Origin of the sequence: Pseudomonas sp. zfem003 (genome assembly GCF_032621675.1) — a bacterium.
Taxonomy (GTDB): domain Bacteria; phylum Pseudomonadota; class Gammaproteobacteria; order Pseudomonadales; family Pseudomonadaceae; genus Metapseudomonas; species Metapseudomonas otitidis.
Map to the genome: position 1 here is coordinate 579788 of NZ_JAVYJG010000004.1, position 15418 is coordinate 595205.

Annotated in this window: 17 protein-coding genes and 1 pseudogene; 14 read left to right on the forward strand and 4 right to left on the reverse strand. The window is 67.1% G+C overall.

The window, feature by feature from the left end; translation table 11 throughout:
- The first annotated feature begins 151 nt into the window (after window positions 1-151).
- The 3 genes from mobA to RTK35_RS11530 are packed head-to-tail and all read left to right on the forward strand — an operon-like array spanning window position 152 to window position 2386.
- Window positions 152-769, forward strand: a complete 618-nt coding sequence (gene mobA / locus RTK35_RS11520) for a molybdenum cofactor guanylyltransferase MobA (protein WP_279811743.1) — start codon at window positions 152-154, stop codon at window positions 767-769.
- The gene (locus tag RTK35_RS11525) at window positions 753-1937 is read left to right on the forward strand and encodes an NnrS family protein (protein ID WP_279811741.1); all 1185 of its coding nucleotides are present in this window, start codon (window positions 753-755) and stop codon (window positions 1935-1937) included. The genes mobA and RTK35_RS11525 overlap by 17 nt, the downstream gene beginning before the upstream one ends.
- A gap of 8 nt (window positions 1938-1945) precedes the next feature.
- A complete protein-coding gene (locus RTK35_RS11530; RefSeq protein ID WP_279811739.1) occupies window positions 1946-2386 on the forward strand; it encodes a CopD family copper resistance protein in 441 nt (146 codons plus the stop codon).
- A gap of 24 nt (window positions 2387-2410) precedes the next feature.
- Here RTK35_RS11530 and RTK35_RS11535 read toward each other — a convergent pair whose 3' ends face one another.
- The 3 genes from RTK35_RS11535 to ytfE all read right to left on the reverse strand — a co-directional run bounded on the left by RTK35_RS11535 (window position 2411) and on the right by ytfE (window position 5822).
- The gene (locus tag RTK35_RS11535) at window positions 2411-2764 is read right to left on the reverse strand and encodes a hypothetical protein (protein WP_279811737.1); all 354 of its coding nucleotides are present in this window, start codon (window positions 2762-2764) and stop codon (window positions 2411-2413) included.
- 102 nt (window positions 2765-2866) lie between these two features.
- Window positions 2867-5146 carry a nitric-oxide reductase large subunit gene (locus RTK35_RS11540; RefSeq protein WP_279811735.1) on the reverse strand — a complete coding sequence of 760 codons (2280 nt, stop codon included), beginning with the start codon at window positions 5144-5146 and terminating at the stop codon, window positions 2867-2869.
- A complete protein-coding gene (ytfE, locus tag RTK35_RS11545) occupies window positions 5139-5822 on the reverse strand; it encodes an iron-sulfur cluster repair protein YtfE (RefSeq protein ID WP_107329885.1) in 684 nt (227 codons plus the stop codon). The genes RTK35_RS11540 and ytfE overlap by 8 nt, the downstream gene beginning before the upstream one ends.
- 136 nt (window positions 5823-5958) lie before the next feature.
- On the opposite strand from ytfE, the gene norR reads away from it, so the two are divergent.
- The 5 genes from norR to moaE all read left to right on the forward strand — a co-directional run bounded on the left by norR (window position 5959) and on the right by moaE (window position 9402).
- Entirely contained in the window at window positions 5959-7488 is a 1530-nt protein-coding gene (gene norR / locus RTK35_RS11550) for a nitric oxide reductase transcriptional regulator NorR (protein WP_279801724.1), read from the forward strand.
- A 12-nt stretch (window positions 7489-7500) separates the two neighbouring features.
- The gene (moaC, locus tag RTK35_RS11555; RefSeq protein WP_107329518.1) at window positions 7501-7968 is read left to right on the forward strand and encodes a cyclic pyranopterin monophosphate synthase MoaC; all 468 of its coding nucleotides are present in this window, start codon (window positions 7501-7503) and stop codon (window positions 7966-7968) included.
- Between the two features lie 66 nt (window positions 7969-8034).
- Window positions 8035-8688 (forward strand): pyridoxamine 5'-phosphate oxidase, encoded by a 654-nt coding sequence (pdxH, locus tag RTK35_RS11560; protein WP_240634037.1) that lies wholly within the window; start codon window positions 8035-8037, stop codon window positions 8686-8688.
- Between the two features lie 17 nt (window positions 8689-8705).
- Window positions 8706-8954 carry a MoaD/ThiS family protein gene (locus tag RTK35_RS11565; RefSeq protein ID WP_279811733.1) on the forward strand — a complete coding sequence of 83 codons (249 nt, stop codon included), beginning with the start codon at window positions 8706-8708 and terminating at the stop codon, window positions 8952-8954.
- A gap of 1 nt (window position 8955) precedes the next feature.
- Window positions 8956-9402, forward strand: a complete 447-nt coding sequence (gene moaE / locus RTK35_RS11570) for a molybdopterin synthase catalytic subunit MoaE (RefSeq protein WP_107329520.1) — start codon at window positions 8956-8958, stop codon at window positions 9400-9402.
- Window positions 9403-9437: 35 nt separating this feature from the next.
- Here the strand turns inward: moaE and RTK35_RS11575 are convergent, their stop codons facing one another.
- A complete protein-coding gene (locus RTK35_RS11575; protein ID WP_107329521.1) occupies window positions 9438-9665 on the reverse strand; it encodes a DUF3079 domain-containing protein in 228 nt (75 codons plus the stop codon).
- Window positions 9666-9839: 174 nt separating this feature from the next.
- On the opposite strand from RTK35_RS11575, the gene moaB reads away from it, so the two are divergent.
- The 6 genes and pseudogenes from moaB (at window position 9840) to RTK35_RS11605 (ending at window position 15126) form a co-directional block, all read left to right on the forward strand.
- The gene (gene moaB, locus RTK35_RS11580) at window positions 9840-10394 is read left to right on the forward strand and encodes a molybdenum cofactor biosynthesis protein B (RefSeq protein ID WP_107329522.1); all 555 of its coding nucleotides are present in this window, start codon (window positions 9840-9842) and stop codon (window positions 10392-10394) included.
- A complete protein-coding gene (glp, locus tag RTK35_RS11585) occupies window positions 10391-11623 on the forward strand; it encodes a gephyrin-like molybdotransferase Glp (protein ID WP_107329523.1) in 1233 nt (410 codons plus the stop codon). Before moaB ends, glp begins: the two co-directional genes overlap by 4 nt.
- A 77-nt stretch (window positions 11624-11700) precedes the next feature.
- A complete protein-coding gene (locus tag RTK35_RS11590; RefSeq protein ID WP_044402823.1) occupies window positions 11701-12690 on the forward strand; it encodes a peptidase U32 family protein in 990 nt (329 codons plus the stop codon).
- An 8-nt stretch (window positions 12691-12698) separates the two neighbouring features.
- A complete protein-coding gene (locus tag RTK35_RS11595) occupies window positions 12699-13586 on the forward strand; it encodes a U32 family peptidase (RefSeq protein WP_316908045.1) in 888 nt (295 codons plus the stop codon).
- The gene (locus RTK35_RS11600) at window positions 13583-14044 is read left to right on the forward strand and encodes an SCP2 domain-containing protein (protein WP_316908046.1); all 462 of its coding nucleotides are present in this window, start codon (window positions 13583-13585) and stop codon (window positions 14042-14044) included. Before RTK35_RS11595 ends, RTK35_RS11600 begins: the two co-directional genes overlap by 4 nt.
- A 117-nt stretch (window positions 14045-14161) precedes the next feature.
- Window positions 14162-15126 (forward strand): annotated as a pseudogene (locus tag RTK35_RS11605) (GNAT family N-acetyltransferase).
- Window positions 15127-15418 lie beyond the last annotated feature (292 nt).

The window sequence follows — 15418 nt, forward strand, 5'->3', positions numbered from 1 at the left end:
TCAATAATGATTCTCGTCAATTTTTCCCGGCTCAGAGGGAGTACCTAGATGGAGGTATGGCCCCACGCTGTGGGATAGGCGACCGTGCCGGACCTTTATGGCCGGAGGCCGAGCCACCATGGACCCGGAACCCTTACCGAGGAACACGCCGATGCGAGAACGCTGTGCCGGACTGATATTGAGCGGTGGGCGCGGTGCGCGCATGGGCGGGCTCGACAAGGGCCTGGTGACCTGGTGCGGCAAGCCGATGGCCGAGTGGGTCTGCCGTGGGATGCGGCCGCTGGTCAGCGAGCTGATGGTGTCCTGCAACCGCAACCAGGCCCGCTATGCCGCATTCTGCGACCGCACCCTGAGCGATGAGCTGGCGGGCTATCCCGGCCCGTTGGCCGGCATCCTGGCCGGGCTGCGCAGCCTGCGGGGGACGCACCTGCTGGTGGCGCCCTGCGACCTGCCGGCCGTCGAACCCGTGCTGCTGGGCACCTTGCAGCGACTGGCCCTGGAGCACCCTGGGCGGATTGCCGCCGTGCGTCAGGGCGAGCACCTGCAGCCGCTGCTCTGCGTGCTACCGCGTACGCTGCTGGGCGCGATCGAGTCCGCCTGGGCGGAGGGCGAGCGCAGCCCCGGCCGCCTCTGGCGGCGCCTGGGCGTCTGCGAGCTGGCCTGCCGGGACGACGACCCGCGCCTGCTCAACTTCAATTGCCCCGAGGTGTTGCTGGCAGCCCAGCCACCGGCCAGTACGGGTAGGAGGCACCATGCTGATCATCGATAAGCGCAAGGCCCTGGCCATTGCGCCGCTCCTGCGGCTGGGCTTCCGGCCGTTCTTCCTGCTCGGTGCCGGACTGGCGGCGCTGGCCATACCGCTGTGGGTTCTGGCACTCCATGGCGTGCCGTTACCGGCGCCGCAGGGAGGCTGGTTGGTGTGGCATCGCCACGAGCAGGTGTTCGCGTTTGCCGGAGCCATCATCGCCGGCTTCCTGCTCACGGCCGTGCAGACCTGGACGGGGCGACCGAGCCTGTCGGGACGGCCGTTGGGAGGGCTTGCCGTACTCTGGCTACTGGGCCGGCTGAGCTGGTGGTTGCCGTGGGGCGGGCTCCTGCTGCTGGCTAACCTGGCGTTCCTGCTGGCGGTGACGGCGGTCATGGGGCGGTTGCTCTGGGCGGTGCGCCAACGGCGCAATTATCCGATCGTGCTGGTGCTCGCGCTGCTGGCCGCGGCCGATCTGCTCAGCCTGCTCGGCGTGTTGCTGGGTCATGAGGGTTGGCAGCGCCAGGGTAGCTTGGCGGCGATCTGGCTGGTGGCGGCGATGATGACGGTGATCGGCGGGCGGGTGATTCCTTTCTTCACCCAGCGCGGCCTGGGGCGTACGCAGATGGTGTCGCCCTGGGCCTGGCTGGATGTGGCGCTGCTGCTGGGCAGTGTCGGACTGGCGGTGCTGACGGCTGCGGGCCTGCTGTTGCAACCCCACTGGGGCGGTGCGCTCCTGCTGCTGGCCCTGGGGCTGGGGCACAGCATTCGCCTGTGCCGCTGGTTCGATGCCGGGTTGTTGCGGGTACCGCTGCTGTGGTCCCTGCACCTGGCCTATGCCTGGATGGCCCTGGCCTGTTTGGGCCTCGGGCTGTGGCACCTGGGGGCCCCGGTGCCCTTCAGCCAGGCACTGCACGCGCTGACGGTAGGGGCCGTGGGCGGTCTGATCCTGGCGATGCTGGCGCGCGTCTCACTGGGCCATACCGGGCGGCCGCTGGAACTGCCGCGCGGGTTCGCCATGGCTTTCGTGCTGCTCAACCTGGCGGCGCTGCTGCGGGTGGTGGGGGTTTCCTTCGCCTACCAGCCGATGCTCGAGCTGGCGGCGCTGGCCTGGAGCCTGGCGTATGCACATTTTCTGTTCAGCTACGGGCCGATGCTTTGCCGGACCCGTGTCGATGGCCATCCGGGCTAGGGGGAGCCATGTCCTATCTTCTGTTGAAATTCGTCCACCTCACGGCAGCCGCCTGCTTCATCGGCGGGGTGTTCTTCGAGGTGATGATCCTCAGCCGGGCCACGCCGGCGCTCGATGAGGAGGCGCGCAGCCGTTTGTCCCATGCCGTGGGCAAGCGCGCCCGACAGGTAATGCATTGGGTGGTGCTGGCGCTGTACGGCGCAGGGCTGGGCCTTGCCTGGCACTACCGGGCGGTGCTGGCTCAGCCGCTGGCGAGCAGCTTCGGCACCTTGCTGGCCCTGAAGATCACCCTGGCGCTGAGCATCCTCGGGCACTTCCTGCTGGTGGTCTTCCTGATGCGCAGCGGGCGTATGACGTCAGCGCGTTCACGGCTCATCCACCTGAGCGTGCTGGTTCAGATGCTGGGCATCCTGTTCCTCGCCAAGGCGATGTTCCTGCTCAGCTGGTGAGTACCCGCTACGGCCTGCCGGCCCTCAACCCGCTTGCCCGAACCCCTGGGCCAGTGGCTGCAGGTGGCCCAGCAGCAGGAAGGCGGACAGCAGCACGGCATTGATCGACCAGGCCACGGTGAGGAAGCGCGCCATCTCACCGTAGATCCGGTCACGCACGTTGCCGGCATTGCGCCACACGGCATTCAGCACCCAGGCGGTATAGCCGACGAACGCCATCAACGAGAGGGCCAGCGTCACGCTGTCCAGGCGCGGGGCGAACAGCAGGATGCCGCCCAGCATCAACTGGCTGGGCAGTACGCCTTGCAACCAGAACACCTGCCACAGCGGGCGGGTACCGGGTGTGTCGAGGCGGGCGATGAGTTTCTGCGGGTACATTTGGCAACTCCTCCAGGGACGTTTCACAGGTCCAGTCTAGACAGCGGCCTACCAATGACTCGGCCCGCATGTGCGGGCCGGGTCAAGCCAACACGGGATCGATCAGCTAGCCGATGGCGTACCTCCTTCCGCGCGCTGCAGGGCGGTATGCGAAGCAGGGGAGAAGAACCCGATGACCACCTGCCAGGTCATGGCGAGGGCCCCGACGATAAACACCACGTCACCGAAGGTGCGTACCCAGCGCAGGGTCTGTAGCAGGTCCTGTTGCATGAAGGCTTCGCTGCGGGCATACCACAGGCCTTCGCTGACGCTGGCGTGGAACTGGATGATGCCGATCGGCAGCAGGCTGGTAGCGATCATCAGCACCAGGCCGGCGTTGAGCCACCAGAAGGCGGTCTTCATCAGGCGTTCACTGAATTGCAGGTGCGGACGGATGTAACGCAGCACGAGCAGGGTGAAGCCCAGGGCGAGGAAGCCGTAGACACCGAACAGCGCGGCATGGGCGTGCACCGCTGTGGTGTTGAGGCCCTGCACGTAGTAGAGCGAGATCGGCGGGTTGATCATGAAGCCGAACACCCCAGCCCCGAGCATGTTCCAGAAGGCCACGGCGACGAAGCACATGAGTGGCCACTTGACCCTTTCCATCCAGGCGGCATGGCTCTTCAGGCGCCAGTTCTCCCAGGCTTCGTAGCCGAGCACGATCAGCGGCACCACTTCCAGGGCGCTGAAGGTCGCGCCCACCGCCATCACCGGGGCGGTGGTGCCGGCGAAGTACAGGTGGTGGAAGGTACCGGGGACGCCGCCGAGCATGAACAGCGAGGCAGAGGCCAGGCTGGCGATGGTGGCCATGCGCTTGGGCACCAGGCCCATGCTGGAGAAGATGAAGGCCAGGGCGGTGGTGGCGAACACTTCGAAGAAGCCTTCCACCCACAGGTGCACCACCCACCAGCGCCAGTACTCCATCACCGAGAGGTGGGTGCGCTCGCCGTAGGCGAAGCCGGCACCGTAGAACAGGCCGATGGCGATCACCGAGGCGGACAGCAATGCCAGCAGGTTCTTGTCACCGGGCTGGCGGAAGGCCGGCAGGATCCCACGCAGCATCAGCAGCAGCCAGAAGGCCACGCCGGCGAACTTGCCGATCTGCCACAGCCGGCCGAGGTCCACGTACTCGTAGCCCTGGTGGCCGAGCCAGAAATTCCATTCCGGCGGCATGACCTGGGCGATGGCCAGGTAGTTGCCGACGAAGGAGCCCAGTACCACGACCACCAAGGCCCAGAACAGTGTGTCGACGCCGAGCTTCTGGAACTTCGGGTCCTTGCCGCCATTGATGATGGGCGCCAGGAACAGGCCGGCGGCTAGGAAGCCGCTGGCGATCCAGAACAGCGCGCTCTGGATGTGCCAGGTGCGCAGCAGGGAGTAGGGGAACCAGCGGGACAGCGGCAGGCCGTAGAAGTCCTGGCCCTCTACCGTGTAGTGGGCCGTGGCACCGCCCAGCAGCACCTGAAAGGCGAACAGGCCGACCACCAGCAGCAGGTACTTGCCCAGTGCCTTCTGCGAGGGGGTCAACGCCACCAGGCTGAGCGGGTCCTGGGCGGGGGCGGCCGGTTCGTCCTCTTCGTGGTTGCGCAGGAAGGCCCAGGCCCAGACCAGGAAGCCGATGCCGGCGATCAGCAGGATCACGCTGACGACGGACCAGACCAGGTTCTCTGCCGTGGGCTGGTTGTCGATCAGCGGCTCGTGGGGCCAGTTGTTGGTGTAGGTGGCTGTCTGGTCCGGGCGCTCGGTGGCGGCCACCCAGGCGGTCCAGAAGAAGAAACGGGTCAGCTGCTCGCGTCGGGCGGCGCTGGGCAGGGTGTTCTCCTTCATGGCGAAACTCTTGCGGCTGCCTTGCAGGGCGGTGTCGTCACTGAACAACGCGTTGTAGTAGGCAGCCGTCTGCGCCATGGCGGCAACGCGCCGTTCGCTGAGGACCAGTGCCTCTCCCTGCACGCGGTTGCTGCGGTACTCCCGCTTCAGCTGCTGGCGCAACATTGCCTGAGTATCTTCGTCCACCTCGGCGTAGGGCTTGCCGTAGGCCTGCTGCGCGGCCAGGTCGAGCCAGGCGCGCAGTTCGCGGTGCAGCCAGTCGGCCGTCCAGTCCGGCGCCTGGTAGGCACCGTGTCCCCAGATCGAGCCCAGCTGCATGCCGCCGACGCTTTGCCAGGCCGTCTGGCCGTCGAGGATGTCCTCACCGGTGAACAACGTGCTGCCGTCGGCGCTCGCCACCCGCTGCGGGATCGGCGGGGCCTGGCGGTACACCTCGCGCCCGAACCAGCCGAGCAGGCAAAAGGTCACGCCGAGTACGCCGATGAGTGTCCACCAGAGTCTGCGGTACTCACCCATGCCGCACCTCCTCGCCCAGGGCGCGGGGGAACAGCAGGTTGTTTTCCAGGTGGATGTGCTGCATCAGGTCGCAGCGCAGCTCATCCAGCCCGCTGTACAGCGCGCGCCAGGTGTTGCAGGCGTTGGCAGGCGGCTGCATGTCGTCGGTGAGTTCGACCAGGCGTTCGAGGGCATCGCCGTGCTGGTCGTGCTCGTAGCGCATGACCGAGATCGGCCCGCCGATCATCACGCCACCACCACGCTGGATCATCGGGAAGAGGATCTGCTCCTCCTTCTGCATGTGGCTTTCCAGCTCTTGCTGCATGGTCATCAGCAGGTCCGTCAGCCCCAGCGGGCAATGCTCGCGGCCACCGTGGACCTGTTCGACGCGGGCGGCGAGGCGGATCAGTTCCGGCAGCTGCTGGCGGTGCACGGCGTGATAGCGCTGCAGGATGTGCTCGATCAGGCGTTCGTCCGGGACCGTGCACCAGTCCTCTGCATCCTGCGCTTCGCCGCTGAGGGCGAGCAGGCGTTGCTGTACCTGTTCGGCATCGATGCCGCGCTCCTGTGCAGCTTGGCGCAGGCTCTTCTGGCCGCCGCAGCAGAAATCCAGGTGGAACTCATGGAACACCCGGGTCGCACCGGGGAGGCTGCAGGCGATGTGGCCGAGGGTGTTGTCGAGCAGTTGGCTGGCCATGGATGGCTCCTTTCAGGCGGGTATGTGCCTGAGCCATCGCAAGCGCCGTGCCGGGTCGCGACTTGACGAAAATCAAGGGCTTGCTCGTAAGCCAGGTCTAACCTACCCGGCACGAATCAGGTACTGGATACCCGAAATGGTGGATTTCACCCCATTGCAGAACACCCTGCTCGCCGACCTGGCGGGTGAGTTGCCCACGGCCGTGCGCCTGCAGCGCCTGGTGGTCAGTTTGCGTGAGGTCTTCGCCTGCAGCGCGGTAGTGCTGTTGCGCCTGGATGGCGAGAACCTGCGTCCGCAGGCTGCGGTAGGCCTGGGGCACGAGACGCTGGGGCGCAGCTTCGTGATCGCCCGGCACCCGCGCCTGGCGCAGATCATGGCGCAGCGCGAGCCGGTGCAGTTCCCGGCCCACAGTGAGCTGCCCGATCCCTACGACGGCCTGTTGCAGGACAGCCCCGACGAGCCGCTACCGGTCCATGACTGCATGGGCATGAGCCTGGTCCTGGATGGCCGCCCGTGGGGCGCGGTGACCCTGGATGCCTTGCGCCCCGGCACCTTCGACCGCCGGGCTACCGAGCGCCTGCAACGCTATGCGCTGCTGATCGAGGCGGCGTTGCGAGTGTGTCGGCTGGAGAACGAGGTGCGCAGCCTGCGCCTGGCCCGCCGCGAGGCGGGTGAGGTGGGGGACGAGGCGGGTGGAATGATCCTGGGGGACAGCCCGGTCTTGCGGCAGTTGCTCGACGAGCTGGCGGTGGTGGCGGATTCCGAGCTGCCGGTGCTGCTGCAAGGGGAGACCGGTGTCGGCAAGGAGCTGTTCGCCCGTTGGCTGCATGCCCATTCGCCCCGAGCCCGCAAGCCATTGGTGTATGTGAATTGCGCGGCGTTGCCGGAAACCCTGGCGGAGAGCGAGCTGTTCGGCCATGTGAAGGGGGCCTTCTCGGGTGCGGCGCAGGATCGCCCCGGGCGCTTCGAAGCCGCCAACGGCGGCACGCTGTTCCTCGACGAGATCGGCGAGCTTCCGCTGTCGATCCAGGCCAAGTTGCTGCGGGCCCTGCAGAACGGCGAGATCCAGCGACTGGGCGCGGACCGGCCCCGGCACGTGGATGTCCGGGTGATCACCGCTACCAACCGGCGCCTGTGGGAAGAGGTGCGCGAGGGGCGCTTCAGGGCCGACCTGTACCACCGCCTGTCGGTGTACCCGGTGCACATCCCGCCGCTGCGCGAGCGGGGTCGGGATGTGCTGGTGCTCGCCGGGCATTTCCTCGAACTCAACCGCGCCCGCCTGGGCTTGCGCTGCCTACGCCTGTCGGCCGACGCCGAGGAGGCGCTGCTGGCCTACGACTGGCCCGGCAACGTGCGGGAGCTGGAACACGTGATCAGCCGCGCGGCGCTGAAGGTGCTCAGCCAGGCAGAGTCACGCACGGCGCTGCTCAGTATCGAGGCCCCCTGGCTGGGGCTGGATGGTCCGGCGGCGCTCCTGGCCAGCGTGCCGAGCGCTGCTCCCGTGGTGCCCAGAGAAAGCCTGCAGCAGTCCATGGATCGCTACCAGCGCGAGCTGATCCGCAACGCACTGGCCCAGCACGGCGGCAAATGGGCCGCCACCGCTCGAGCCCTGTCCATCGACCCGAGCAACCTGCGCAAGCTGGCGCGGCGGCTTAACCTCATCTGACCGGAGACCACCATGCTCACTCACCTCGACGCCCACGGCCGCGCCACCATGGTCGACGTCACCGACAAGGCTCCCACGTGCCGCGAAGCCATTGCCGAAGCTCGGGTGCGCATGCAGCCGGAGACGCTGCGGATGATCGCTGACGGCGCCCACCCCAAGGGGGATGTGTTCGCCGTGGCACGCATCGCCGGCATCCAGGCCGCCAAGAAGACCCATGAACTGATCCCGCTGTGCCATCCGTTGTTGCTGACCAGCGTGAAGGTGGAACTGCAGGCCCAAGGCAGCGACTGCGTGCAGGTCGTTGCGCGTTGCAAGCTGACCGGGCAGACCGGGGTGGAAATGGAGGCGCTGACCGCCGCCAGCGTTGCGGCGCTGACGATCTACGACATGTGCAAGGCAGTGGACCGGGGCATGACCATCGAGGCCGTCCGCCTGCTGGAGAAGAGCGGCGGTGCCTCAGGGACGTACCGCGCGCCTTGACCAAACGCAAGGCGGGGAGGGGCGTGGCCCGCCAGACTGGTGCGGTCCCACTGACCGGAGGTACCCATGCACGGGAGCGATCAGCTGAGCGGCATGCGTCGCCAGTATCGGAAAGGCGGCCTGCTGGAAAGCCAGGCCGCGGTATCAGGCTGGCAGTTGCTGTGTGAGTGGGTTGAGGAAGCCCTGCACCATGAACAACCGCCGGTGGAGCCCAACGCCATGACCCTGGCCACGGTGGATGCGCAGGGCCAGCCCCATTGCCGGGTGGTCCTGCTCAAGGGCATCGATGAACGTGGCCTTGTGTTCTACACCCACCACGGCAGCGCCAAGGGCCAGGAGCTGGCGGGCAACGCCCGTGCGGCATTGCTGTTCCACTGGCCGGCGCTGGAACGTCAGTTGCGCATCGAGGGGACGGTGGAGCGAGTCGAGGCACAAGAGGCCGATGCCTATTTCGCCAGCCGCCCGCTGCCCAGCCGCCTGGCGTGCTGGGCCAGCGAGCAGAGCCGGGTGATCAAGGGCCGTGGGGTGCTGGAGGCGCGCCTGTCGCTGGCCAAGTACCGCTTCCTCGACAGCGATCCGCCGCGCCCGGAGGGGTGGGGCGGTTACCGGGTTGTCCCGGCTTGCCTGGAGTTCTGGCAGGGGCGTACGGATCGTCTGCACGACCGCCTGCGCTATCAACTCAGCCCCGAGGGCTGGCACCGCGAGCGCCTGGCGCCCTGAACCCGGAGGAGAGAAGCATGCTTGAAGTCCGTTACTTCGCGGGCTACCGCGAGCGCCTGGGGCTGGACCGTGAGTGTCTGGAGTGGCAGCCGCAGCTGACCAGCATCGAGCAGGTGCGCCGACGCTTGGCGGCACGTGGTGGCAACTGGGCGGTGCTGGCGGCGCAGAACCTGATGTGCGCCCGCAATCACGAGCTGTGCAGCATTCATGAGCCCCTTGAGGACGGCGACGAAGTGGCCTTCTTTCCACCCGTGACCGGAGGCTGAGATGAGCGTGCAGGTCCAGACGCACACCTTTGCCGCTGGCCAGTTGCTGGAGGCGCTGCTGGAACGCTGCGTGGGTGCCGGTGCCGTGGCCAGCTTCGTCGGGCAGGTACGCGACCATGGCGAGGCGGGGGCGGTGCAGGCGCTCTTTCTGGAGCACTACCCGGGCATGACGGAAAAGGCCCTGGCAGCCATCGAGGCCGAGGCGCGGGCGCGTTGGCCGTTGCAGGACGTTCTGATCGTGCACCGCCACGGTCTGTTGCAGGCGGCCGAGCCCATCGTCTTCGTCGGGGTCGCCAGCGCCCATCGCCAGGCAGCGTTCGAGGCTTGTGCCTACCTGATGGACCAGCTCAAGACCCGTGCGCCGTTCTGGAAGAAGGAGATGGACGAGGCGGGTGGGCAGTGGGTGGCGGCACGGGCGAGCGATCAGGAAGCCGCTCGGCGCTGGTAGCCGGCTGAGTCAATCAAGCGGGGAAGGGCGCAGGCCTACTCGTCGGGAACCCAACGGACGACATCCGCTCCCTCTTCTACCGGCTCCGGCACCTCGATGCCCCAGTCTCCGTGCAGGTACCAGTCGTCGCCGAGCATTTCGGCAGGGTGCATGGTGCGGTCGGCGCCGTTGCCACAAGCCAGTGAGTGGGTCGGGCAATAGCGATCGCATCCCCAGCAGATGCGTTCGGGGTGGCTGGGGTGCAGGGGGAACTTCTTGGCCATGGCTTCGTTTCCGACTCGTTCCAGAACGCTCCCAGGCTAGGTGCGCAGGGCGACGCAGCCTTGACGCGGGTCAAGAGCCGCTGAATCACCCCCTGGTGATACCTCTATGGAGGAATGGGTTTGGCAAGCCGCCGGGTTCAGGCTGCCGGCAGTCCATTCACGGAGAAGGCCGACATGGCTCACCTGTCCAACCCCGAATTCCTGGCACTGCGCATCGCCGTGCTGACCATCAGCGATACCCGCGACCTGAGTACCGATGGTTCGGGCCAGGCCCTCATCGAGGCGCTCGAAGGCGCCGGGCACGTACTCGGCGAGCGCGCCCTGGTGCGTGACGACATCTGGCAGATCCGCGCGCAGGTGTGCGCCTGGATCGCCAATCCCTGGATACAGGCGGTGCTGATCACCGGCGGCACCGGCTTCACTGCGCGGGACAACACGCCCCAGGCCGTGGCGCCGCTGCTGGAGAAGTCGGTGGACGGGTTCGGTGAGCTGTTCCGCCAGATATCCCTGGCTGAGATCGGCACCTCAACCGTGCAGTCACGCGCCTTGGCGGGCATCAGCAACGGCACCCTGGTGTGCTGCCTGCCCGGTTCGCCAGGTGCGTGTCGAACGGCGTGGAACGGCATCCTTCGGGAGCAGTTGGACAGCCGCACCCGCCCGTGCAACTTCGTGCCCCATCTGAAGCGCCTGCCGGACCAGGACGTCGCGCCCTGCGGAGCCCGTTCGTGAGCGGCTGTGGCTGTGACCCGTCCGGGCTGCGCCCGGTCGACGAAGCCATCGCCGAGCTTCTGTCACTGGCGCCCAGCCCTCCGCCGGCCGAGTGGGTGCCGCTGGAACAAGCCCTGGGCCGCACCCTGGCCGAGTCGGTGCACGCGCCGAGGCCGATACCGGCCTGGGACAACAGCGCCATGGACGGCTACGCCCTGCGGGCGGCGGATCTACCGGATGCGGGTGGCCACCTGCCGTTGGCCGGCCGTATCGCCGCTGGTGATGCAGCCCTGGAGGCACTGCCGCCGGGCCATGCGGTGCGCATCTTCACCGGGGCGCCGCTGCCACCTGGGGCCGACAGTGTGGTGCCGCAGGAAGTGGCGCGCGTGGAAGGAAAGGGCGTGTGGCTGCCCGCCTGCACGAGCGGGGACCATGTGCGCCGACGTGGCGAGGAGTTCGAACAGGGCGCCGGTGTGCTGCAGGCCGGCCAGCGCCTGCGCGCGCCGGAGCTGGGCCTGCTGGCCAGCCTGGGAGTCGCTCGGGTGGCGGTCTACCGTCGTCTGCGCGTTGGCCTGCTGAGCAGTGGCAACGAGCTGCGTGAGCCGGGAGAACCGTTGCACCCCGGGCAGATCTACGACGCTAACCGCTACAGCCTGACGGCCGTGCTCCGGGGCTGGGGCATGGAGGTGGATGACTGCGGTGTTGTGGCAGACGAACTGGGTGCCAGCCGTGGTGCCCTGGGCCTGGCGGCGTCCCGCTGGGATGTGCTGATCAGTTCCGGCGGCGTGTCGGTCGGCGAGGAGGACCATCTCAAGCAGGCTGTGCGTGAATTGGGCGAGCTGCACCTGTGGCGCCTGGCCATCCAGCCGGGTAAACCGTTCGCTTTCGGCAACGTGCGCGGAACACCCTGGATGGGCCTGCCGGGCAACCCGGTGGCGGCGTTGCTCACCGCCCTGGTGGTGGCGCGTCCCTTCCTTCTGGCCGCTCAGGGCCGCCGTGTCGTATTGCCGCGCTCGGTGTCGCTGCCGGCCGGCTTCAACTGGCTCAAGGCCAATGGGCGGCGGCAGTACCTGCGTGCTCGGCTGGAACCGGTGGCTGGTGAGCTGCGGGCCGTGCTGCACGCGCATCAGGGCTCGGCGATGCTGGGGGCCATGAGCTGGGCAGAAGGCTTTGCGGTGGTAGAGGCGGGGCGGACCTTGAGGGCTGGGGAGCCCATTGAGTTCCTGGCGCTGGACGGCCTCTTGGCCTGAACCGCTTGACCGTGGTCAAGGCAGCCGCAAATGCGCTGCCTAGACTGGCGCATCGCCGTTCGAGCAGGAGTCGTTTCATGCATCTGGTCTGTCCGGCGGGCAGTCTGCCCGCCCTCAAGGCTGCTCTTCAGCAAGGCGCGGATGCCATCTACGTGGGCTTTCGCGATGACACCAACGCACGCCACTTCGCCGGGCTCAACCTGGACGAGCGCCAGCTGGAGACCGGCCTGCAGCTGATCCGCCAGCGCGGCCGACAGCTTTACGTGGCGGTGAACACCTACGCCCAGCCCCAGGGGTGGACGCGCTGGCAGCGTGCGGTGGACCAGGCGGCGGCGCTGGGCGTGGATGCGCTGATTGCGGCCGATCCCGGTGTGCTGGCCTACGCCAGCCGGCGCCACCCCGATCTCAACCTGCACCTTTCCGTGCAGGGCTCGGCCACCAACCCGGCCGCGCTGGCGTTCTACCAGCAGCGCTACAACATCCGCCGTGCGGTGCTGCCCCGGGTGCTGTCGTTGGCCCAGGTACGCCAGGTGGCGGAAAAGAGCAGCGTGCCGCTGGAAGTATTCGCCTTCGGCAGCCTGTGCATCATGGCGGAGGGCCGTTGCCACCTGTCGTCCTACGTGACGGGGGAGTCGCCCAACCTCTGTGGCGTGTGCTCGCCCGCCAAGGCAGTGCGCTGGCAGGAGGACGCCGAGGGCCTGAGTTCGCGCCTCAGCGAGGTGCTGATCGACCGCTATGCGCCGGGCGAGCCGGCGGGCTATCCGACCTTGTGCAAGGGCCGCTTCCTGGTGGAAGGCCAGCGCTTCCACGCGCTGGAGGAGCCCACCAGCCTGAACACCCTCGACCTGATCCCGCAGCTGGCGGAAATGGGCATCGCCGCGGTGAAGATCGAGGGCCGCCAGCGCAGCCCGGCCTATGTCGAGCAGGTCACGCGCGTCTGGCGCGAGGCGCTGGATGCCCACGCCAGCGGCCGCTTTGCCGTGCAGGAGCACTGGCGCAAGGCACTGGATGGACTGTCGGAAGGCAGCCAGACGACCCTTGGCGCTTACCACCGATCCTGGCAGTGAGGACCCCAATGAAACTGAGCCTCGGACCCGTGCTGTTCTACTGGAGCCGCAGCAAGCTGCTGGACTTCTATGCCGAGATGGCCAGCCAGCCGCTCGACATCATCTACCTGGGCGAGACGGTGTGCTCGAAGCGCCGCGCTCTGTCGCTGGACGACTGGCTGGGCCTGGCCCGCGAGCTGCGCGAGAGCACCCGGGCCGAGCTCGTGCTCTCGGGCCTGGCGCTGGTGGAGGCGTCCTCGGAACTCTCCAGCCTTCGCCGCCTGTGCGACAACGGCGAACTGCTGGTGGAAGCCAACGACATGGGCGCGGTGCAGTTGCTGGCGGAGCAGGGCAGGCCCTTCGTCGCCGGCCCGGCGCTCAACCTGTACAACGCCCATGCGTTGATGGAGCTGCAAGCCTGCGGCCTGCAGCGCTGGGTGCCGCCGGTGGAATGCTCCGGGCGCCTGCTGGAGGACTGCCTGCAGCAACTCGACGCCTTGCAGGCGCCGCGTCCTGAGGTGGAACTGTTCGCCTACGGGCATCTGCCGCTGGCGTATTCGGCCCGCTGCTTCACGGCGCGGGCCGAGAACCGGCCCAAGGACGATTGCCAGTTCTGCTGCCAGAACTACCCCGAAGGCATCCCGCTGCTGAGCCAGGAAGGCCAGGCGCTGTTCACCCTGAACGGCATCCAGACGATGTCCGCCGAGGTGGGCAACCTGCTGGCCGATTACCCCGGCATCGCGGGCCGTGGCGTCGATGTGCTGCGCCTCAGCCCGCGCGCCGAGGGGATGGGCAGGGTCATTGGCGAATTCGCCGCCGTGCGTGACGGCGCCTTGCCGCCACTGGCGGTCAGTGGTTGCAACGGCTACTGGCACGGCAAGCCGGGGATGCTGGTCGTGGAGGAGGGTGGGCTATGAGCGTCGCCAAATGGGCCTTGAAACTGGGCCAGCCGCTGCTGCCCTACAGCCGCCACGTGCCGTTCGCCATCCAGCGCCGGGTGATCGAACTGGCTGCCGCGAGGTTGTTCGCCACGCCGTTGTCCGAGGGGGCGTTCCATCTGCTGGAAAATCGCTGGCTGCGCCTGGAAGTCAGCGACCTGGGCTTGGCCTGGTGCGTGAGTTGCAGCGGCAACCGGCTGCGGGTGGCCCAACGCCGCGCGGTGGACGTGTGCATCCGCGGCACCTGGCGCGACTTCCTGCTGCTGGCCAGCCGCCAGGAGGACCCGGACACGCTGTTCTTCCGTCGGCGCCTGGTCATCGAAGGCGACACCGACCTGGGCCTCGGCATGAAGAACCTGCTCGACGGCCTCGATCCGGACCAGCTGCCGCCGAGGCTGTGGCAGTTCATGCAGGAGATGGGGGCGCAGGTGCGGTGAGTGCGTTCCAGCCGTGCCTACAGGCCGAGCCTGCATCGGCTGATCAAGGAAAAGCGCTCAGGTCGTTCGTGATTCCTGCGTAATGCCTTAAAGTGGCCGGTCGCAGAAAGAACCGTCATGGCCGTAGCCATGAAGGGCTTTCATTCTTTACAGATACCTGTGTGGTGAAGATGAACAAGCCTTTCATTTCGCTGTGCCCTGAAATCACTCGGGCACACGCGCTGACGTTGATGGACTGGTTGGAGGATGAGCGCGTCACCTGCTACCTGAGCGATTCGCGTGATGTGTCGCGGTCCATCGAGCAAGCCATGGATCGGACCCAAGCACCGATCCTGACCCATCTGTTCAACCGGGACGGCCGATTCTTCCTGGCCTTCGACCGGCACGACGCCCCGGTGGGCTTTGTCCGCCTCATCAAGACCGGCTCGGAGTGCGAGATCGTCCTGGCCATCGGAAACAGTGGCGAATGGGGCCGCAACCTGGGCGCCCGCACGATCCGCGAAGGCATGAAGCTGGCCTTCCTCGACATGCGGGCCAAGAAGCTGATCGCCAAGATCCACCCGGACAACCTGCGTTCGCTGAAGGCCTTCCAGCGCAGCGGCTTCCTGCTCGAGAGCGAAACGCCGGCATTGAAGTCGTTTTCCATGACGGCAGGGCGCTACCTGCAGTTGTTGCGCGAAGGTGCCCTTGGCGACTCCACCGGGATCTACATCACCGAGTTCGACAAGGCCAGGCTCGAAAGCCTGATCGTCCTCGAGGAAGGTCCGGCTGTTGTGGAACTCGAACATGAGATCGAGCGAGCGACCGTGGTCACGCCGGAGCAGGTGGCGCGCGATGTCGTCACGATGAACTCCAGGGCCTTGCTGCAGGTGGACGACGAAGAGATCGAAGTGGTCCTGGTCTATCCCGAGGATGCCGACAGCCGAGCCGGGAAACATTCCGTGTGCTCCGACATCGGCGCCGCCATCCTGGGCTACCAGGAGGGTGACGCCATCGACTGGCGAATCTCAGACCGGACCCGCCGGATCGAAATCAGGAAGGTGCTTTACCAGCCGGAAGCAGCAGGCGACTTCCACCTGTAGTTGAGTGAGCAGGCACCGGCCAAACGAAACAGCCTCGACCAGCGCCTAGTGACGAAGGTCGAGGCGATATCCAAGCAAACAAAGCGGGGCGAGTGAGCCGGCAGAGTCATCAGTGACGGCCAATCCATAATATGCGATTTAACATAATCTACATTATGAGCAACCTGGGGTATGAAAGCCTGAGCAATCAGCCGCAGATTCCAGGCTTGAAGCAGAACAGCGCGGTGAAGACGAAGTGCGCGATCCAGGCGACGCAGCCTAGAGCGCCGACGACCAACGCGAGATCGAGCGC